Source organism: Curtobacterium sp. MCBA15_009 (genome assembly GCF_001864895.1).
In the GTDB taxonomy this organism is placed as follows: domain Bacteria; phylum Actinomycetota; class Actinomycetes; order Actinomycetales; family Microbacteriaceae; genus Curtobacterium.
In genome coordinates, this window is sequence record NZ_MJGO01000013.1 from 1 (window position 1) to 18,609 (window position 18,609).

Here is an 18,609-nt window from a genome sequence, read left to right on the forward strand (position 1 = left end):
GTAACACCCCGCACCACCGCACCACCGCACCACCACGAAGGGCCGCCCCGGGCAACCAGGGCGGCCCTTCCGCACACCCGGAGGCCGTGGTTCGCGGAGGCTGTTCCGCGCGTAGGTGGTCGTTCCGCGCATGGTGAGACGTTCCGCGCATAGGAAGCCCGACGTTCCGGCCCCCGACGCGCGAAACACCTTCCCATTCCACGGGCGATGGGAAAGAACACCGGCCCGAACCCGGCGCACCGCGGGACCAGCAGCAAGCCGTGACGGTCCTGGTACCCGAAACCCGGACCCCACGAACCAAGACCGTCAACGACCAGATCGTGTCACCACACCCCCGGCCGCCCGGCGAACCACGGCTCCGTCAGCGGTTCCCGCTCCAGCGTGCTGCACGGCCGAGCAGCAGCGGCAGGCACATCTGCATCAACGGTTGACGGTCGTGGTTCCCGAAACCCGGACCTCACAAACCAAGACCGTCAGCACCGTGCGCGCCCCCCGAGCCCGGGAGCGCAGCACTCCGAGCACGCCACCCCCACAGTCTCGGGCGCCGCGCGGTCAGACGCGCCGCACGTGGGAAGCCGTTCCACGCGTCGGAAGCCACTCGTTCCGACCCCCGACGCGCGGAACTGCTACCCATCCCACGTGAGACGGGAACGGACACGCGCCAGCCTCCACCGCGCCTCAGCGGCGCCGACGCCACCACCGGCGCGGGCGGGCCTCCTGCTCCGCGGCGGCGCGGGCAGCTGCAGCCGCGGCGTCGGCGGCCTGCCGCTCCTGCCGGCGCTCGAGCCAGGCGGTGACCTCGGCGTCCACGTCCCGCAGCGGGGTGACGACCGGCGGGCCGCCGAGGAGCTGGCGTCGGGCCTCCTTCACGCGGGCGTTGAAGTCCTCGAGGACGTCGCGGACGTCGGACTCGACGGTGAGCGCGTCGAGGGCGTCGTCGAGACCGGCGTCCTCGGTCCGCAGGGCGAGTGCCGGTGGGGCGATCCCGCGGATGTCCTCGCGTTCGATCTTCTGCCGGATCCACCAGTCCGGGTCGTGGCGGCCGTCGTTCGAGGGCAGGGGCTTGCCGTGGTACGGGTTCCCCTCGAAGACCCCCCGTCGCTCGGCTTCCTCGACCCGGGCGCGGGCGTGCGCCGCGACGTCGGCTGCCTGGAGCAGTCGGCGTTCCTCGCGCACCTCGTCCGGGTCGAGCGTGCCGCGCTCGATCTCGCTGTCCACGAGCTGCTGGTAGCGGTAGCGGGCGGCCCGGCGCAACCGGTCCATCCGTGCATCGACGTCGTTCATGGCCGTTCCATGATCACTCGGAGGAGCGTTCCTCGCCAGCGACCTCTTCGATGGTCAGCGCTGCCTGGATGAGTGCCAGGTGCGACAGCCCCTGCGGGATGTTGCCCATGAAGGAGCCGTCCTCGCTGATCATCTCGCTGAACATGCCGACGTCGTTCGCCTGGCCGACCATCTCGTCCATGAGGGCACGGGCGTCGTCGGTCCGGCCGGTGCACGCCATCGCGGCGGCGAGCCAGAACGAGCACGCGACGAAGGGCGACTCCTCTTCGTCCATGCCGGAGTACCGGTAGACGAGGGGGCCGCGCTGCAGCTGGTCCTCGATGGCGCGGATGGTCGAGGCCATGCGCGGTCCACGGTCGAAGGCGCTCATGGCGTGGAGCAGGATCGAGGTGTCGAGCTTGTCGCTGCCCTCGTACATGACGTAGTGGCCGAGCTCCTCGTTCCACCCGTGCTCGGCGACCCACTGCTCGATGAGCTCGCGGTTCTCGGACCACTTGTCACGCGGGCCGTCGATCATGCCGGCGTCGTGCAGCTCCACGGCGGCGTCGAGCGCCTGCCAGCAGCCGATCTTGCTCGAGACGTAGTGCTGGGTCTCCTCGAGCTCCCACATGCCGGAGTCGGGTTCCTCCCACCGGTGGCACGCGTCGTCGGCGAGCTCCTGCAGGACCGAGGCGGTCTTCCGGTCGAGGACGTTGCCGGCGCGGACGTACTGGCGCAGGATCTCGAAGACGTCGCCCCAGACACCGAGCTGCAGCTGGTCGCCCGCCCGGTTGCCGACGGTGACGGGGCCGATGCCGCGCCAGCCGGGCACGTCGCGCTCCTCGACGTCGTTGCTCTTCGAGCCGTCGAGGCCGTAGAAGATCGGCATGTCCTCGTCGTGCTGCGCGATGGTCTGCATCACCCACGAGACGGCGGCGTGCGTCTCCTCGCGCAGGCCGAAGCGGGTCAGGGCGTGCACCGTGTACGACAGGTCGCGCACCCACGCGAACCGGTAGTCCCAGTTCTTGCCACCGGTGCGGTCCTCGGGCAGGCTCGTCGTCGGCGCCGCGGCGATCGCGCCGGTGGGCGAGAAGATGAGCAGCTTGAGGGCGAGGGCGCTCCGCTGCACCGCTTCGGCCCACGGGCCGTCGTAGGAGAACTCCTCGGACCACGTCGCCCAGTTGTCGATCGTGCGGTCCATCGCCGCGAGCGCGCTCTCGGGCTTGGGCATGAAGATCGGTTCGTCGTGCGTGCCGACGATCGTCAGGATGTGCTTCGACCCCTCGGTGGTGCTGAAGCGGCCGGAGAACCGCGGGCCGTCGTCGTGCACCGGTTCGAAGCCCTGCTCGACGATCGCGATGGTGATGCCGTCGATGCCGATGACGGCCCCGTTCCCGGTGTCGAGCCGGCGGGGCTCGGCGGTGTTGAGCAACGTGCCGGGCACGACGGCCCACTCGAGCTCGACCGTGCCGTCGACGCCCTGCACGCAGCGGGCGATCTCGGCCCACGGCAGGCGGCCGGCGACACCGGTCACCATCGCGTCGGTCACCGTGACGGTGCCGGTCGGGGTGGTCCAGGTGGTGACGAGCACGTTCGTCCCGGGCAGGTACTCGCGGGACGCCTCGGCGTCGCCGACGGGCCGCAGCGCCACGTGGCCGCCGTGCTCGGCGTCGAGGATGCTGGCGAAGACGGGGGGCGAGTCCATCGACGGGATCGGCAGCCAGTCGATCCGCCCGTCGAGCGCCACGAGCGCGACGGTCCGCCCGTCGCCGATCGCGCCGTAGGAGCGGAGCGGGACGTACCCGTCGGTGCGCTCCTCGTTGTCGGTCGCGTCGGGGGTGTCTCGCGTGCGCTCGGTCATGCTCCCAGACTGCCCGCGGCCCCGGCCCGACCATCAGGCGGGCGTACCCCGCTGTCCGGAGCGCGAACCGGGCCTCCCGGCCGGCCCGACCGAGCACGGGCGGAGCCGGGCCGCTGGCGCCGCCTGTGCTCGGGACGGCGGACCGGACCGGACCGGACCGACCGCCCGCCCGGGGCGGGCGTCAGCCCTGTCCGGCCGACCCGACGAAGTCGACCAGGCGTTCGAGCAGTGTCCGCCGGAACGGGACGGAGGACCAGCCGTGGTCGGCGTCCGGCACCGCGGTGAACGTCGCGTCCGGCAGGACGTCGGCGTAGCGCTGGCCGTAGCGGAGCGGGACGATCTGGTCGGCGGTGCCGTGCACGACCTGCGCGGGGCCGGTGTACCGGTCGACCGTCGCGTAGACGTCGAGGCCGGCCGTGACCTCGTCGAGGAAGGCCGTGCCGAGCGCCGTGCCGCCGAAGTCGAACCAGCCCTGCTCCCGTGCGGGGGCGAGGGGCTGGCCCTGGATCTCGTCGTGCTCGGCGATGTCGTCGACGACGACCCCGGCCGGGGACCAGAGCGTCAGCGTCGCGACGAGGTCGGGCACGCGGCCCGCGGCGATGGCGGACTCGACGGCTCCGAGGCTGTGCGCCACGACGTGGACCGGCCCGCGGGCGTCCTGCGCGGCGGCGGTGATCATCGCGACGACCTACTCGACCTCGTCGCCGATGGTGACGTCGATGAACTCGCCGTCGCTCGTGCCGTGGCCGAGGCGGCTGTACGAGCGGACCGTGACGCCGTGGTCGGCGAGGGTGCGGGCGGTCTGCACGAAGAGCTGCTGGCCGCCGGTGTCGGTGCTCCCGAAGCCGTGCACGAGCAGGGCGACGGGAGCCGGGCCCTCGGTCGGCACGCTGCCGAGCTGCCAGCCGCGGAGCGTGCTGCCCCGGTGCTCGAGGGTGATCGGGACGAGGGTCGGCATCAGTTGCTGCGGTCCGCGAACCCGGCGGGCAGGTCGCCCGGGGCGGTGTCGACGACGGTCTCGTCGTCCTCGCCGACGTGCTCGAAGAGGGTGATGTGGGCGAACTCGGGGACGACGTAGATCGGGTAGGTGGGGCCCTGGTCGCGGTACTCGCGCATGCGGTCGAGGTGGTCGTTCTGGAACAGGACGGTCTTGCTGCCGTCCTCCTCGACCCAGTGCGGGAAGAAGATGGTGCCGTGCAGGACCCGCTCGCCCGGGACGACGGTGACGACGACGCTCGTGCCGGTCGGTTCGTTCCACGACACCTTGTAGACGCCGGCGGTGAGGGCGACGAGGTCGACCTGCTGGTCCTTGACCCAGCGGCCGCCGACCATGCCGGTGTGGATGCGGTAGTCGATGGTCTTGGCGTTCTTCACGTACATCTCGTACTGCCAGCCGTTGGCGTACGTGTAGATGAACCGGTGGCCGACGATGCCGGAGAGGTCCTGCTCGGGGACGGGGTGCTCGACGCTGGTGGTGATGTCCATGCATCCGAGTTTGCTCCCGAAGTGCGTTTGTTGCAAGCGCACTTCCGGTGACTACCCTGTGAACGTGGACGAACGACCGGACCGACCCGACCTGCCGCAGGCGGCACGGCGGCTGAGCGCGGAGATCGGGCCCTTCCGCCGCACGCTGCTCGTGACGGCCCGGCGGTCGGTCGCCCTGCCGGACATCCCCGACGCGCAGATCGAGGTGCTCCGGCGGCTCGACGACGCCGGTTGGTCGAGCCCGACGGCGCTCGGCCGGGCGCTCGGGCTGGCCCGCTCGACGGTGAGCAACCTCGTCGCGGCGATGGAGCGGGACGGCCTGGTGGACCGGCGCCTCGCGCAGGGGGACGGCCGGAGCACCGAGGTCGGCCTGACCGACCTGGCCCGGCGGCGACTCGCCGACTACGACGAGTCCGCCGAGCGGGTGCTCGTCGACGCGATGACGTCGCTGTCCGCCGACGACCAGCGGGCGCTCGCGGCCGCGGTGCCGGCGCTCGGCCGGTTGCGCGCCCGGCTGGACGAGCACAGCGCAGGCTGAACAACGCGTCCCGGGCGTGTCGCACTTGTGCATCCCGGGCGTGTCGCACTACTGTCGTGCTCCTGCCGGTCGGCTCCGACGTCGCCCGGCAGCGCCGTCGGGCCGACACCGGACCGGCGGCACCGCCCGCCCCGGGCACCACCGGAAGGACCGCGCATGCGCGCCGTGCAGCACAACGAGAACCGCGTCGAGCTCCAGCTCGCCGCGGGCAGTGTGCTGCGCGAACAGCAGCAGCGCTGGTCCCTCCGCTATCCCGCGTAGGCACGCGACGTCACCCGACGCCCCGTGCCCACCCGGCCCGGGGCGTTCGTCTGTACTGCCTCCTCCCGTCCGCCATCTCCGGCGACGACCAGGAGGCCCGGCGTGCGACCGTCTCGGACCGTCACCACGACCGTCGACACCCGTCGACGACCGTCGACACCTGTCGACGGCAGTCGGCACCCGTCGACGAGACCGTCACGAAAGCGAGACGACACCCATGGAGAAGATCACCGACCGGCTGCTCAGCTGGGCCTCGATGCTCGAGGAGAACACCGAGCAGCAGGCCCGCACCACGGCGCGCATGCCGTTCGTGTTCCCGCACCTGGCCCTCATGCCCGACGCACACCTCGGCCTCGGCGCCACCGTGGGCTCGGTCATCCCGACCCTCGGCGCGGTCATGCCGGCGGCCGTCGGCGTGGACATCGGCTGCGGCATGATCGCGGTCCGGACGCAGTTCACCCGGGGTGACCTGCCCGACGACCTGCAGGAGCTGCGCGAGCAGATCGAGCGCGCGGTCCCGCTGTCGGCCGGTGCGTCGAACCGGAAGATCGTGGCGACCGCCGCGCCTCGGATCGCCGAGCTCGAGGCGATGGCCGGGACGGCCGGGTTCGACCCCGACGGCGTGCACGGCGGCTGGCGCAACCAGCTCGGCACGCTCGGGTCCGGCAACCACTTCATCGAGGTCTCCCTCGACGAGGAGGACCGCGTCTGGCTGTTCCTGCACTCCGGCTCCCGGGGCGTCGGCAACAAGATCGCGCAGCGCCACATCACGGTCGCGAAGCGGATGATGGAGCGCTGGTGGATCCAGCTGGCGGACCCCGACCTGGCCTACCTGGTCGAGGGCACGCCGGAGTTCGACCGGTACATCGCCGAGCTGCGGTGGGCGCAGCACTTCGCGCTGCTCAACCGCGAGGAGATGATGGACCGGGTCGTCCGGCAGCTGTCCGAGGTCGTCGGCACGCCCGTCGACGAGCAGGAGCGGATCAACTGCCACCACAACTTCACGCAGCGTGAGACGCACTGGGGCAAGTCCGTGTGGGTCTCGCGCAAGGGCGCGATCCAGGCGGCGGCCGGTCAGCTCGGCCTGATCCCCGGGTCGATGGGGACCGCGTCGTACGTGGTCGAGGGGCTCGGCAACAAGCCGTCGCTCGAGTCCTCGCCGCACGGCGCCGGGCGGCTGTTCTCGCGGAGCGCGGCACGCCGGACGTTCACGCACGACCAGCTGCGCGAGGCGATGGTCGGCATCGAGTACCGGGACACCGACGCGTTCCTCGACGAGATCCCGGCCGCGTACAAGCCGATCGACCAGGTGATGGCGGATGCGGCGGAGCTCGTGTCCGTCCGGCACACGCTGCGGCAGATCGTCAACGTGAAGGGTGACTGACGGGGACCGACGGACGGGAGGCGCGGGTGCGGTCCGCCCCGCGCCTCCGGTCCCGCACCCGGCCGGGTCCACCACCCGTCGCCGGCGGACAGACCGGCCCGCGTCGGGCACGCTTGACGGGATGAGCGACACAGCAGAACACGCCGCCCGTGAGACCGGCCGACAGGTCCGACGAGCAGCGGACAGCCGGTGGTTCGAGCTGACGGCCCGGGCCGGGTTCGTCGGCAGCGGCATCGTCCACCTGCTGATCGGCTACCTGGTGGTGCTGCTCGGCGTCGGCAACGCGTCGTCCGGCGGCGACACCGACCAGTCCGGTGCGCTGGAGCAGCTCGCCGCCGTGCCGGGCGGGGTGGTGCTGCTCTGGCTCATCGCCGTCGGCACGGCGGCGCTCGCGCTCCGGTTGGTCGTCGAGGCCGTCGTCGGCGGCCGCTCGGACAGCACCCGCGGGTGGCTCGCCCGGGTGAAGGACGCGGCGAAGGCCGTCGTCTACGGCGTCATCGCGTACTCGTCCGCGTCGTTCGCGCTCGGTGCCGGGTCGAGCTCGAGCAGCTCGAGCAAGAGCGCCGCGGCCACGGCGCTCGCCACCCCGGGCGGCGTGTTCCTGCTGCTGCTGGCCGGCGCGGTCGCGGTCGCCGTCGGGATCGGTCTCGTGGTGCAGGGCTGCCGCCGCTCGTTCCGGAAGCAGCTCACGTCGCCGCCGGCGTCCCTCGACCGCGCCGTCACGGTGCTCGGCGTCGTCGGCTACGTCGGCAAGGGCGTCGCCGTGGTGGTCGTCGGGGTGCTCATCGGCGTCGCGGGGCTCCGCAGCGACCCCGACCAGGCCACCGGCCTCGACGGGGCGTTCGACGCGCTGCGGTCGATGCCCGGCGGGGTGTTCGTGCTCGTCGCGGTCGGCATCGGCTTCCTGGCCTACGGCGTCTACAGCTTCTTCCGGGCCCGGTACGCCCGACTCTGATCGGCGACCCTGACCGGTCCGCCCGGCGGGCGACTGGTAGACCGGGTGGATGACCTCCAGCGTGACGACCGGCCCGCCGACCGTGTTCACCGACGCCCGGGCGGTGCTCGCCGAGAGCATCGTCTGGGACCCGGACGAGCAGGTGGTCCGCTGGGTGGACATCACCCTCGGCACGTTCAACACGGCCGACGCCGAGGGCACGCCCCGGTCGAGCGTGTCGCTGCCGCCGCCGCTCGCGAGCTTCCAACCGCGGGCGTCCGGCGGGTTCGTCGCGGCCCTCGGCGACACCGTCGTGGTGACCGACCACGAGGGACGCATCGAGCGCGAGGTCGCACGGGTGGAGCACTCGACCGCGGGCAACCGCTTCAACGAGGGCAAGTGCGACCCGTTCGGCCGGTTCCTGGTCGGCAGCATGAACGTCGTCACCGGCGACCCGGACGGGGCGCTGTACGCCGTCGAGGCCGACGGGACGACCCGGCTGCTCCGCGGCGGCTTCGGCACCACGAACGGCATCGAGTGGTCCGACGACGGCAGCACGATGTACGTCACGGACACCGACGCGTCGACGGTCTTCCGCGCGTCCTACGGGCCGGCCGGCGACCTCGGCGAGCTCGAACCGTTCATCGTCGGCGAGGCGCACGACGGCCTCGTGCGCGACGACGAGGGCTGCTTCTGGAGCGCGATCTACGGCAGCGGCCGGGTCGAGCGCTACGGACCGGACGGCCAGCACCTGGAGTCGGTGACCATCCCGGCGCCGAACCCGACGTCGGTGGCCTTCGGCGGTCCCGACATGTCGACGCTGCTCGTCGGGACGGCGCGCGAGAACCTGTCGGAGGAGCAGCTCGCCGAGCACCCGCACTCCGGCTCCGTCTTCGCGGTGCCGACCCGCGTGCACGGCTTCCCCGCGCACACCTTCGGCGGGTGACCCGTCCGTCCGCGGACCGGCGGCACCGGCGGGTACGCTGGGTGATCGCCATCCCCAGGAGGACCACGTGAACGACGACTCCACGCGGGCGACCCCGGACCCCGCCAGCGCCCTCGCCGGAGCCGAGGACGCCGAGGTCACCGTCGAGGTCGACCGCGTCGCCGTCGACGGCACGTACGTCCGGGTCAGCTCCGTCGGCGCACCGGGCGGCCGCGCGTTCCTGCTCGTCGCCGGGCTCGGCATCGCCGCGACCTACTACGAGCGGCTCGCGCCCCACCTCAACGAGAACGGCCCGGTGCACGCCCTCGACCTGCCCGGGTTCGCGGGGGTCCCGCGGTTCCGCGGCGCGGTCTCCATCGAGCGGTACGCCGACGCCGTCGAACGGGTCATCGATGAACTCGGTCTCGACGACCCGGTCCTGGTCGGGCACTCGATGGGCACGCAGGTCGTGACCGAGGTCGCCGCCCGTCGGCCGGACATCTCGGACCTGGTGCTCATCAGCCCGGTGGTCGACTCCCGGGCGCGTTCGGTCCGGCAGTCCGCGGTGCGGTTCCTGCGCTCCGCCCTGCACGAGCCGTCGGCGGTCCGGTTCCACGCGGTCACCGCGTACCTGCTGTGCGGGTGGCACTGGTTCCGCAAGGTGCTCCCGCGCATGATCGCGTTCCCGATCGAGGAACGGGCCCCGCACGTGCGCGCCCGGACCCTCATCGTCCGCGGCGAGCACGACGCGATGGTGCCGCGGGACTGGCTGCGCCGGCTCGCCCGGGTCTTCCCCTACGCGGTCCTGCGCGAGGTCGTCGACGGTGCGCACTCGGTCATGCACGCCCAGGCCGACGCGGTGGCGCAGCTCGCCGTCGACCACGTGGCCCGGCGGCTGCCGGACCGCGGGGTGTCGTCGCTCCAGCGGGTGCGGGACGACTCGACCGCGTCCGACCTGTCCCGACTCGACCCGCGCGAGGCCTGGATGCTCGTGAAGTCCCGGTTCGTCGAACTCGCCGGCATGGCGCACGACGACGACGAGCGGCTCGCGGCGGCGAAGTCCGCGCACGCCGTCGCGATGGCCGACGGCGACGACCTGCCGGTGGACCCCGCCGACCGCGCAGCGGTCGCCGACCAGGTCGCACCCGAGGCCCGCCGGACGGGCTGAGGCCCGACCGGGAGGTGACGCGACGGAGGCCCGGTGCCGGTCTCGACGACCGGCACCGGGCCTCCTCGGCGAACGCGCCGACGTGGGCCGGCGGTCCGTGGCTACGGGCGGATGAGCCCGCTCAGCATGTCGGGCGTGAGCGCGTGCGCCTCGGCGAGCACCTTGCGGGCCTCGTCGGTCTTGCCCGGCACGTTCCAGAGCAGGACGCCGCGGACCGTGTCGTCCTCGTCGAGGTAGTAGACGACGCCCGTGACCGTCGGGTCCTGCCAGTCCTCGACGGTCCGGAGGTCGGTGGAGACCCGGCCGACCGCCTCGTACCCGGCGTCGAAGACGTTCGAGTAGAACATCGGCGTGTGGTCGTACGTCTCGTCGGCGTCCGCGAGGTTGCGCCCGGCCTGGCGGCCCTGCTCCTTCGCGTTGTCGACGTGCTCCACCCGGCGGGTGCCGAGGATCCGGTCCGGGTACTCGGCGACGTCACCGGCCGCGAAGACCGACTCGTCGTCGGTCTGCAGCGTCGACGTCACGACGATGCCGTCGCGGACCGTCAGGCCGGCGTCCGCGGCGAGCTGCGTGGCCGGCTCGATGCCGAGGCCGACCACGACGGCGTCGGCCTCGATCGTCGAGCCGTCGTCGAGGGTGAGCGTGACGCCGCTGTCGGTCTGGGTGCCGGACTCGACCCGACGGCCGAGCCGGAGCTCGACGCCGTGGTCCGTGAACCGCTGCTGGAACGCCCGTGCGAGCTGCTCGGGGAACATGCTCGCCCCGAGGACCTCGTCGGGCGACACGAGCGTCACCGTCGCCCCGTTCTGCACGGTGCCCGCGGCGATCTCGGTCCCGATGTAGCTGCCACCGACGACGGCGAGGTGCGCACCGGCGTCCGTGAGCGCCCGGACGCGGCGGTAGTCGTCGGCGCTGCGGAAGTCGACCACGCGGTCCGACTCCTCGAGACCGGGCAGACCACGGGGCTTCCCCCCGGTCGCCAGCAGCAGGCGCTCGTAGCCGTGCGTCTCGCCTTCGGTGGTCGTGACGGTCTTCGCGGCACGGTCGATCGCGGTCACCCGGGTCCCGAGGACGAACGTCGCCCCGGTCTCCTCGGTGTGCAGGTCGACCTTCTCGTCCCAGCTGAAGTCCGGATCGGTCCACAGCTTCTTCGAGAGCGCCGGCCGGGCGTAGGGCCGGTCGACGTCCTCGCTGACGACGCCGATCGAGCCGTCGGCGTCGAGCTCGCGGACGCCGCGTGCAGCGGCGTCCGCGACCATGCCGCCGCCGACGATCAGGTAGCGGTAGTCGGTCATCGTTGCCTCTCGGTCGGTGCCGGCGGACCGGTCCTACGCGTGGGCGGAGGCGTCGGCGACGGCCGGCGTGGTGGCCGAGGCGAGCGGCGTGCTGGGTGCACGGTTCTCGGCGGAGACCATCCAGGCGAGCTGCTCGAGGCGCTCGATGAAGCCGTGGAGCAGGTCCGCGGTCGTCGGGTCCTCGTCGTCGACCTCGTCGTGCACGTCGCGCATGGTGCCGGTGGCCTGGTACAGGCGGAGCGTGACCTGGTCGATCGCGTCGTGCGTCGTGATCTCGCCCTCGGGGAACTGGTCGAGGTGGCTCGACGCGGCGACCGTCGCCGAGCGGCCGTCCGGCACGGCGTACAGGGCGCGCATGCGCTCGGCGGTGTCGTCGGCGAACTCACGGGCGGCGTCGACGATCTCGTCGAGCTGCAGGTGGAGGTCACGGAAGTTCGTGCCGAGGATGTTCCAGTGGGCCTGCTTGCCCTGCAGGTGCAGGTCGATGAGGTCCACGAGGACCGCCTGGAGGTTCTTGGCGAGCTTGTCCGATGCGTGCATGATCGGTTTCCTTCCGGTCGGTGCTGGTCCTTCCGGTCTACGCGCCGAACCGCAGACCGTTCCCAGTGCACGGCGAACTCACTGTCCCCCGCGGGGATCGGGTCAGTGAGCGGCGACCGGGTCGACCTGGTCGACGGCGTCGCGCATCTGCTCGAGGAACGATGCGACGACGCGGGCCTCGGCGGCGGGGAGCTCCTCGGCGACGGTCATCATGCGGCGGTGCATGATGCCGAGCGTCGCGCGGACCTCTTCGTCGGTCTCGGTCGTCGGGGTGATGACGAGGGCGCGCCGGTCGGTGGGGTGCGGGTCGCGGCGCACGTGGTTCGACTTGACCAGACGGTCGATGAGGATCGTCGTCGAGGCCGAGGAGATCTTCAGGTACGCCGCCAGGTCCTTCGGCTTGACGGTGCGGCCGGCCCGCTGCGCCTGCAGCAGGAACCGCACCGCGAGCAGGTCGGTCTCGCCCATGCCCATCGAGTCGCGGGTGCGGCGGCGCATCGCGGTCTCGGCGGCACGGTAGCGGCGCAGCGCGTTGAGCACCGCGACGCCGCGCTGCGTCGCGTCGTCGTCCGGGAACCAGTACCCGGACGCCTCGGTGATCTCCTGCGTGGACATGGGCAACAGGGTAGCCGCTCTCGTTGTCAGGCTGTCTAGCGAACGCGCGGTCAGTGGACAGGAACGGACGGGAGGCCCGTGGCGGATCCGCCACGGGCCTCCCGTCCGTCTCGGGGTTCGGTCCCGGGGACTACGCCGCGGCGGGCTCGGCCGCTGCCTCGGCGAGCGCGGTGAGCGCGCCCTGCACGAGTGCGGTGACCTCGTCGTCCTCGCGCGGGTGCGTCTCGGCGAAGCGGACGACCGACTGCGGGATGGCGACCTTGACGTCCTCGAGGACCTTCGCACCGGCGATGCCGGCGGCCTTGCGGGCGTCGTCGTGCGCCCAGACGCCGCCGTACTGGCCGAAGGCCGAGCCGATGACGGCGAGCGGCTTGCCGGACAGCGGCGAGGAGCCGAACGGGCGGGAACCCCAGTCGAGCGCGTTCTTCAGGACCGCGGGCATCGTGCCGTTGTACTCGGGCGTGACGAGCAGGACCGCGTCGGCGGCGGCGACGGCGTCACGGAAGGCGACGGCCGCGGCGGGCGGGGTGTCGCCGTCGATGTCCTCGTTGTAGAACGGCAGGTCGACGATGCCGTCGAAGGTCTGCAGCTCGATGCCGTCCGGCGCGTGGTGCGCGGCGGCCTCGGTGAGCTTGCGGTTGATCGAGTCGGCGCGGAGGCTGCCGACGAGGGCGAGGACGTTCGTCATGGTGATCCTTCTGGTTCTACGACGGAGAGGTGTCAGCGACAACCAATGCGGTCGGCGCACCGCGTATTCCCGACCGTCCCTCCACAGGCGCGTCGCGGGTCACCGCCGTCCACAGGTCGGCCGTCCCGGGGCCGGCGACGGACGCCGGCTCGCGACGATCGGGGCATGACAGAACCCACCGCACCAACTCCACGACCACGACCGCTCCGGCGGTGTCTCGCCGCGGCCGGCGCCGCACTCGTCACCCTCGGCGTCCTCGCCGCACCGGTCGTCCTGCCCGCCGGATCGCAGGCCGCCGCACTCGACTTCCCGTACGTCGACCAGTTCTCGAGCGCCGCCGGCGGTGCCCTGCACGGCGACGCCACGGTCTCCGGGGGCCGACTCCGGCTCACCGACGACGTGCGGAACCAGGCGGGGGCATGGTCGACCGACGACACGTTCCCGTCCGACACCGGGCTCGAGATCGAGTTCACCTACGCCATGTACACGGCGAAGGACGACCCCGGCGCCGACGGGCTCCTGCTCTTCCTGGCCGACGGGGCGGCACCGCAGGGGGTCGGGTCGTTCGGCGCCGGGCTCGGGTACGCCTGCCGCAAGGAGGCGACCGAGGGCGGCGGCCGTGTCTGCGACCTGCCCGGGGTCCCCGGCGGCTTCGCCGGCATCGCGATCGACCACTACGGCAACTTCTCGTCGCGGATCAACGGCTCCGGCCCGGGCGCGCAGCCCGACCAGGTCGTGGTCCGCGGCTCGGGCAACGGCACCGACGGGTACCGCTACGTGGCCGGGGCGCCCGCTCCCGGCGGCACCGTGACCGCCGGGTCCACCCCGCGGAAGGTCCGCATCACCCTGCTGCCGGGCGACGACGGCGAACTGACGATGACCGTCCGGCTGCAGGTCGGCAGCGGCATGCGCACCGTGCTCGACGCCGTACCCCTGCACGGCGACGACCAGACGCCGCTGCCGAGCACCCTGCGCCTCGGCTTCGCCGGCGCGACCGGCAGCCACGTCGACAAGCACGAGGTCGACGCGCTGCGGGTCTGGAAGCCCGCCGACCTGTCCGTGGAGCACGACCTGCCCGCCACCGTCGTCGCCGGCGAGCCCGTCCGCTACACGGTCACCGCACGGAACCCCGGGCCGAACCCGGCGGACCCGAGCCCGCTGCGGGTCGACGTGCCCGACGGCATCGAGGACGTCACCTGGACCTGCGCGGCGGCCGAGGGATCCGGGTGCGCCACCGCGTCGGGGTCGGGTGACGTCGGCACCGACCTCGCCCTGCCGCGCGGCGGGTCCGCGGTCGTCACGGTCGCGGGGCGGGTCGCCGACGGGACCGCCGGCACGCTCGAGAGCGTCGCGACGATCGCCCCGCCGCCGTCGTCGTCCGACACGCATGAGGCCGACAACACCTCGCGGGCGGAGACCGTCGCGCAGGCCGCGGCGCACGTCGAGACGGACAAGTCGGTGTCGCCGGCGACCGTCGAACCCGGCGACGAGGTCGAGTACCTCGTCACCGCCCGCAACCGCGGCCCCTCGGTCGCGCAGGCCGTCGGCGCGGTCGACGAGCTGCCCGCCGCGATGCGCTTCACCGGGTCCGACGACGACTGCACCGCCGAGGGGCAGCGCGTCACGTGCCGGTCCGACGTCGCGCTCGCCGTGGGGGAGACGCTCGACTTCCGGATCCGGGCCGTGCTCGACCCCGACTACGTCGGCGACGGCGCGGACGTGGTGAACGTGGCCACGGCGACGTCGCCGACCGACCCGGACGGGGGCGACCCCTCCACCGAGGTACCGATCGTCGTCGACCCGGGCGACGGCGGCCCGGCCCCGGGCCCCGGCCCCGACGACGGTGGTGCCGGCGGCGACGGGCCTGACGGCGACGGTCCGGGCGGACCCGGGGACACGGACGCGGGCGGTCCCGGCGCTCCCCGCACCGACGGCGGGGCCCGTGACGCCGGACCGGCGGGGGGCGACGCCCCGCGGACGCCCACGGCGGCGCTGGCCTACACCGGAGCGGACGACGTGGCCCTCGTCGCGGCCGTCGCGGCCGTCCTCGCCGCCGCCGGATCGGTCTGCTGGTGGCTCGCACGCCGTCGCCCCCGCGACGGCGAACCGTCGGACGACCACCGCCCCTGACGGCGGCCGGGCGACACCGGCGTCGGGACGCCCTGACCGGCAGTCCCGGCGCGCGGTGTCGCCCGGTACCGGTGCCGCCCGGTGCCGGCGCGCTTGCGAGCATCCTCAGCGCCGACAGACCCCCGCCGGTCGGGTGCGCGCCGGACCGGCGGTAGGATCGAGATCACGATCCGCATGCCCGAAAGAGGTCCCGTGTCCGACACCGTGGACGACGCCACCACCGTGCACGACGCGAACCAGCGCGCACGCTACTGGCCGATCCCGATCCTCCGGGCCGTCCCCGCCGCGGTCATCGCCCTCGTCGTGACGTTCTCGTCGAACCACGCCGCCGGCTACGGCCTCGTGCTCTTCGGCACCTTCGCCCTGGTCGAGGGGCTCGTGCTCCTGTTCGCCGGCACCCGACGACTCCCGCTCGACGGGCGCGCGGCACGGACCACCGTGCTGCAGGCCGTCATCACGCTGCTCGCAGCGGTCGCCGGCTTCGCCCTGAACGGACTCGGGCTGCCGGCCTTCATCACCGTCGTCGTCGCGTTCGCCGTGCTCACGGGGGCACTCGAGCTGACGCAGGGCCTCCGGGCCCGGCGCCGGTCGCCCTTCGCCCGCGACTGGACCACGATCGGCGGCCTCACCCTGCTGCTCGCCGTCGCGTTCCTGCTCACCCCGCCGGACTACTCGCAGCAGCTCGGCGGCGTCGAGGAGGTCAGCGGCACGCTCGATGCCTCGATCGTCCTCGTCGGCCTGTTCGGCGCCTACCTCGCCATCACCGCGGTCTTCCACGTGATCGCGGGTCTCTCGCACAAGTGGGGAACGGCCACACCGGCCGCCGCCCCGGACGGAGCACCACTCGCATGACCACCCCCAGCCGACGCGACCGTCTCCGCCCGGTGGAGCTCCTCGGGATCTCCGCCATCGTCGCGGTGTTCACCGGGCTCGTCGTGCTGTTCTCGACGCGGGAACTGCAGCTCGCGGTGATCTTCCTCGGCATCGCGTTCATCGTGGTGGTCGTCGTGCTCGCCATGCTGCAGCTCGCCTCGTCGAGCGACCAGGACGACAACGACATGCTCGGTGGGCACAAGACGCCCGGCTCCGGGGACGGCGACGACTTCCACTGACGGCTGAGCCGTCCACGCCGACACGCCCGAGGTCACGGATCCGGCACGGTCCTGTCAGGTCCGCGGGTCCTCGCGACACCTCTGGGTGAAGGAGGTGGGATGTGGACGTGACCACCGAGACGGACACCGATCTCGTCCGCGCGATGGCGCAGGGCGACACCGGCGCACTGGCGCGGGCGTTCGACCGGTACGCAGCCACGCTCACCCGGTACGCCTGGGCGCTCGTCGACGACCGGTCGGACGTCGAGGAGATCGTGCAGGACTCGTTCCTGACGCTCTGGCAGCGCGCGGACACCCTCGACCTGCCGGCGGAGACCGTGCTCCCGTGGCTGCTCGTCGTCTGCCGCAACCACGCCTTCAACACCGGACGCAAGCAGGCCCGTCGTCGCGGTGACGAGCTGCCCGAGCACCTCGCGGCACCCGCCGACCACGAGGAGGCCCGCGAGACCCTCCGCTGGGTCCGGGCCGAGATCGCCGCGCTCCCCGACCTCGACCGCCGCATCTGCGAGCTCTGCCTGCTCGAGGGGCACTCCTACGCCGAGGCCGCCGAGGCGCTCGGTCTGACCGTCGGCGCCGTCACCCAGCGGGTCTCCCGCAACCGACGCCGACTCAAGAAGGTGGTGATGCACGATGAACACTGAGCCTCCCCAGGGGGACGACCTGCACCGCATGCTCGTCTCGATGAAGCAGAACGTCCTCGAACGTGCCACCCCGCGCCCGGAGCGCCGCCGCTTCCGCCCGGGCATCGCGCTCGGTGTCGTCGGACTGTTGGCGATCGGGACGGCGACGGGAGCCGTGGCGCTGTCCCTGTCGCAGCAGGACGTCGACCCGATCGCGGCCCCCACCCAGACCCAGCAGCCCGAACCCTCGCCGTCCGCAACGACCCCGTCCTCGGCGCCGATCACGGATGCTCCGACCCCCACGCCGACGCAGGCGCCGCCGTCCACGGTCGCGACGATCCCGACCGACTGTCGCGCGCTCGTCTCGGCGGCGGACTACGACCGCTTCTTCGGTTCGACGCCGTTGACCCAGCAGGACCCGCCGTCCGGGACGGAACGTGTCCCGGACGGCCAGGACCGAGAGGGCGTCGAGTCGAAGGTGTCCTGCACGTGGCGTGACCCGAGGGCGGACATCTCCGGGATCGAGGTCCGGGCCGGCACCGCCACCGAAGCCGTCATCCAGCAGGAGATCGAGGAGTTCCCCGCGTACGACGGTGGGGGGACGTGCGCGGAGCGTGACGGCGGGACCTTCTGCCAGTCCCGCGGGATCGTCGAACCGTACGGCGTCGAGAAGGCATACACGTACTACACGCGTGGTGACACCTGGATCACCATCGAGCAGACCAACGTCCCGACCGACGGGCTCCTGCCCGCACTCATCGCGACGTTCTGGGGGGACTGACGGCGGGGAGGCGCGGGGCGGCGACGACCCGTGCCTCCCGTCCGTCGGTGGGGGACCCCGGACGTGCGCCGCCCGGACGACGGGCGCCGTCGTCAGGCGACGCGCGCCGCCACGACGTCGCGCGCGAGCGTGCGCACGGCACGGTTGGGCTCGGGGCTCGACCGCACGGCGAGGCCGATGCGGAGGGGCTCGACGTCGTCCTCCAGGTCGAGCACAGCGCCGTCGTACCGCGCCCCCGAGTCCGGCACGACCCCGACCCCGAGGCCGGCCGAGGCGAACCGGACCACGGCGGGCATGTCGTTCATCTCGGCGACGATGCGGCGACGGATCCCCAGCCGCTCGAGCGCACCGTCGAGGATGATCCGGTTGCCGAACCCGTGCGCCGTGTCGACGAAGGGCTCGTCGGCCAGTTCGGCGAGCGACACCGACGACCGGTCGGCGAGCGGGTGGTCCGGGGCGGTGAACACCCGGAAGGGCATCTCCCGCAACGGCTCCACGACGACGCCGGCGGGCACGACCGGCAGGCCCGAGTAGGCGAGGTCGAGCCGTCCGGCGACCAGGTCCTGCACGAGACCGGTCGTCCCCGACGGCGAGGTCATCAACTCGACGGCGACGAGCGGGTGCCGTCGCCGGAACCGCTGCAGGACGCCCGTCAGGTCGACGATGTCCATGCTCGTGAAGATGCCGAGGCGCACCCGGCCGCGCAGGTCGGCGTCGTCGACGGTCGCCAGGTCACGCATCCGGTCGAGCGACTCGAGCACCGCGCGGGCGTGGGGGAGCAGGTCCTCGCCGGCGGGGGTCAGGACGAGCCGTCGACCGGTGCGGTCGAAGAGCCGCACCCCGAGGGTGCGTTCGAGCGAGGCGATGCCCGCGGACACGGTCGACTGCGCCGTCCAGAGCCGTTCGGCGGCACGGGTGACGCCGCCCTCGGACGCGACGGCGACGAACTGTTCGAGCAGACGGGTCTCCACCGGTCGATCATCGACCCGATCGATGCCGCACATCAAGA

Annotated in this window: 20 protein-coding genes; 10 read left to right on the forward strand and 10 right to left on the reverse strand. The window is 72.8% G+C overall.

Annotation, left to right across the window (positions count from 1 at the left end; translation table 11 throughout):
* Positions 1-678: 678 nt before the first annotated feature.
* The 5 genes from BIU97_RS05275 to BIU97_RS05290 form a co-directional block, all read right to left on the reverse strand.
* A complete protein-coding gene (locus BIU97_RS05275; RefSeq protein ID WP_071253177.1) occupies positions 679-1,284 on the reverse strand; it encodes a J-domain-containing protein in 606 nt (201 codons plus the stop codon).
* A gap of 13 nt (positions 1,285-1,297) precedes the next feature.
* Positions 1,298-3,124: a glycoside hydrolase family 15 protein gene (locus BIU97_RS05280; RefSeq protein ID WP_071253176.1), complete on the reverse strand. Its 1,827-nt coding sequence runs from the start codon at positions 3,122-3,124 to the stop codon at positions 1,298-1,300.
* 181 nt (positions 3,125-3,305) lie between these two features.
* Positions 3,306-3,803: an alpha/beta fold hydrolase gene (locus tag BIU97_RS18315; protein ID WP_254782912.1), complete on the reverse strand. Its 498-nt coding sequence runs from the start codon at positions 3,801-3,803 to the stop codon at positions 3,306-3,308.
* A 9-nt stretch (positions 3,804-3,812) separates the two neighbouring features.
* On the reverse strand, positions 3,813-4,082 hold the full coding sequence (locus tag BIU97_RS18320; RefSeq protein WP_254782913.1) for a lysophospholipase: 270 nt from the start codon (positions 4,080-4,082) through the stop codon (positions 3,813-3,815).
* Complete coding sequence (locus tag BIU97_RS05290) at positions 4,082-4,609, reverse strand: phenolic acid decarboxylase (protein ID WP_071253174.1); 528 nt, start codon at positions 4,607-4,609, stop codon at positions 4,082-4,084. Before BIU97_RS05290 ends, BIU97_RS18320 begins: the two co-directional genes overlap by 1 nt.
* A 64-nt stretch (positions 4,610-4,673) precedes the next feature.
* Between BIU97_RS05290 and BIU97_RS05295 the strand changes: the two genes are divergently transcribed.
* The 5 genes from BIU97_RS05295 to BIU97_RS05315 all read left to right on the forward strand — a co-directional run bounded on the left by BIU97_RS05295 (position 4,674) and on the right by BIU97_RS05315 (position 9,819).
* Entirely contained in the window at positions 4,674-5,147 is a 474-nt protein-coding gene (locus tag BIU97_RS05295) for a MarR family winged helix-turn-helix transcriptional regulator (protein WP_071253220.1), read from the forward strand.
* 478 nt (positions 5,148-5,625) lie between these two features.
* Positions 5,626-6,792, forward strand: a complete 1,167-nt coding sequence (locus BIU97_RS05300) for an RtcB family protein (RefSeq protein WP_071253173.1) — start codon at positions 5,626-5,628, stop codon at positions 6,790-6,792.
* A 121-nt stretch (positions 6,793-6,913) separates the two neighbouring features.
* Positions 6,914-7,747 (forward strand): DUF1206 domain-containing protein, encoded by an 834-nt coding sequence (locus BIU97_RS05305; protein WP_083404487.1) that lies wholly within the window; start codon positions 6,914-6,916, stop codon positions 7,745-7,747.
* 49 nt (positions 7,748-7,796) lie between these two features.
* On the forward strand, positions 7,797-8,672 hold the full coding sequence (locus BIU97_RS05310; RefSeq protein WP_071253172.1) for an SMP-30/gluconolactonase/LRE family protein: 876 nt from the start codon (positions 7,797-7,799) through the stop codon (positions 8,670-8,672).
* A 67-nt stretch (positions 8,673-8,739) separates the two neighbouring features.
* Complete coding sequence (locus tag BIU97_RS05315; RefSeq protein WP_071253171.1) at positions 8,740-9,819, forward strand: alpha/beta fold hydrolase; 1,080 nt, start codon at positions 8,740-8,742, stop codon at positions 9,817-9,819.
* A gap of 101 nt (positions 9,820-9,920) precedes the next feature.
* Here BIU97_RS05315 and BIU97_RS05320 read toward each other — a convergent pair whose 3' ends face one another.
* The 4 genes from BIU97_RS05320 to BIU97_RS05335 form a co-directional block, all read right to left on the reverse strand.
* Entirely contained in the window at positions 9,921-11,114 is a 1,194-nt protein-coding gene (locus tag BIU97_RS05320; RefSeq protein ID WP_071297204.1) for an NAD(P)/FAD-dependent oxidoreductase, read from the reverse strand.
* A gap of 33 nt (positions 11,115-11,147) precedes the next feature.
* Complete coding sequence (locus BIU97_RS05325; RefSeq protein ID WP_071253169.1) at positions 11,148-11,654, reverse strand: Dps family protein; 507 nt, start codon at positions 11,652-11,654, stop codon at positions 11,148-11,150.
* Positions 11,655-11,756: 102 nt separating this feature from the next.
* Positions 11,757-12,269 (reverse strand): MarR family winged helix-turn-helix transcriptional regulator, encoded by a 513-nt coding sequence (locus BIU97_RS05330; protein ID WP_071253168.1) that lies wholly within the window; start codon positions 12,267-12,269, stop codon positions 11,757-11,759.
* A 130-nt stretch (positions 12,270-12,399) separates the two neighbouring features.
* Positions 12,400-12,957: an NAD(P)H-dependent oxidoreductase gene (locus tag BIU97_RS05335; protein WP_071253167.1), complete on the reverse strand. Its 558-nt coding sequence runs from the start codon at positions 12,955-12,957 to the stop codon at positions 12,400-12,402.
* A 165-nt stretch (positions 12,958-13,122) separates the two neighbouring features.
* Here BIU97_RS05335 and BIU97_RS05340 point away from each other — a divergent pair, with 165 nt between their 5' ends.
* From BIU97_RS05340 to BIU97_RS05360, 5 genes are all read left to right on the forward strand, one after another.
* Positions 13,123-15,087, forward strand: coding sequence for a lectin-like domain-containing protein (locus tag BIU97_RS05340; protein WP_071253166.1), 1,965 nt, complete (start codon positions 13,123-13,125; stop codon positions 15,085-15,087).
* A 192-nt stretch (positions 15,088-15,279) separates the two neighbouring features.
* Entirely contained in the window at positions 15,280-15,939 is a 660-nt protein-coding gene (locus BIU97_RS05345) for a hypothetical protein (protein ID WP_254782914.1), read from the forward strand.
* On the forward strand, positions 15,936-16,199 hold the full coding sequence (locus BIU97_RS05350; protein ID WP_071253165.1) for a hypothetical protein: 264 nt from the start codon (positions 15,936-15,938) through the stop codon (positions 16,197-16,199). Before BIU97_RS05345 ends, BIU97_RS05350 begins: the two co-directional genes overlap by 4 nt.
* Before the next feature lie 107 nt (positions 16,200-16,306).
* Positions 16,307-16,840 (forward strand): RNA polymerase sigma factor, encoded by a 534-nt coding sequence (locus tag BIU97_RS05355; protein WP_083404496.1) that lies wholly within the window; start codon positions 16,307-16,309, stop codon positions 16,838-16,840.
* Complete coding sequence (locus BIU97_RS05360; RefSeq protein WP_139195911.1) at positions 16,830-17,600, forward strand: hypothetical protein; 771 nt, start codon at positions 16,830-16,832, stop codon at positions 17,598-17,600. The genes BIU97_RS05355 and BIU97_RS05360 overlap by 11 nt, the downstream gene beginning before the upstream one ends.
* Before the next feature lie 92 nt (positions 17,601-17,692).
* On the opposite strand, the gene BIU97_RS05365 is transcribed toward BIU97_RS05360, so the two are convergent.
* Positions 17,693-18,571, reverse strand: coding sequence for a LysR family transcriptional regulator (locus BIU97_RS05365; RefSeq protein ID WP_071253162.1), 879 nt, complete (start codon positions 18,569-18,571; stop codon positions 17,693-17,695).
* Positions 18,572-18,609 lie beyond the last annotated feature (38 nt).

Coding starts and splice junctions, on each gene's coding strand:
- BIU97_RS05275 (WP_071253177.1), bottom strand. CDS start 1,284: ATGAACGACGTCGATGCACGGATGGACCGGTTGCGCCGGGCCGCCCGC.
- BIU97_RS05280 (WP_071253176.1), bottom strand. CDS start 3,124: ATGACCGAGCGCACGCGAGACACCCCCGACGCGACCGACAACGAGGAG.
- BIU97_RS18315 (WP_254782912.1), bottom strand. CDS start 3,803: ATGATCACCGCCGCCGCGCAGGACGCCCGCGGGCCGGTCCACGTCGTG.
- BIU97_RS18320 (WP_254782913.1), bottom strand. CDS start 4,082: ATGCCGACCCTCGTCCCGATCACCCTCGAGCACCGGGGCAGCACGCTC.
- BIU97_RS05290 (WP_071253174.1), bottom strand. CDS start 4,609: ATGGACATCACCACCAGCGTCGAGCACCCCGTCCCCGAGCAGGACCTC.
- BIU97_RS05300 (WP_071253173.1), top strand. CDS start 5,626: ATGGAGAAGATCACCGACCGGCTGCTCAGCTGGGCCTCGATGCTCGAG.
- BIU97_RS05305 (WP_083404487.1), top strand. CDS start 6,914: ATGAGCGACACAGCAGAACACGCCGCCCGTGAGACCGGCCGACAGGTC.
- BIU97_RS05310 (WP_071253172.1), top strand. CDS start 7,797: ATGACCTCCAGCGTGACGACCGGCCCGCCGACCGTGTTCACCGACGCC.
- BIU97_RS05320 (WP_071297204.1), bottom strand. CDS start 11,114: ATGACCGACTACCGCTACCTGATCGTCGGCGGCGGCATGGTCGCGGAC.
- BIU97_RS05325 (WP_071253169.1), bottom strand. CDS start 11,654: ATGCACGCATCGGACAAGCTCGCCAAGAACCTCCAGGCGGTCCTCGTG.
- BIU97_RS05330 (WP_071253168.1), bottom strand. CDS start 12,269: ATGTCCACGCAGGAGATCACCGAGGCGTCCGGGTACTGGTTCCCGGAC.
- BIU97_RS05335 (WP_071253167.1), bottom strand. CDS start 12,957: ATGACGAACGTCCTCGCCCTCGTCGGCAGCCTCCGCGCCGACTCGATC.
- BIU97_RS05340 (WP_071253166.1), top strand. CDS start 13,123: ATGACAGAACCCACCGCACCAACTCCACGACCACGACCGCTCCGGCGG.
- BIU97_RS05350 (WP_071253165.1), top strand. CDS start 15,936: ATGACCACCCCCAGCCGACGCGACCGTCTCCGCCCGGTGGAGCTCCTC.
- BIU97_RS05360 (WP_139195911.1), top strand. CDS start 16,830: ATGAACACTGAGCCTCCCCAGGGGGACGACCTGCACCGCATGCTCGTC.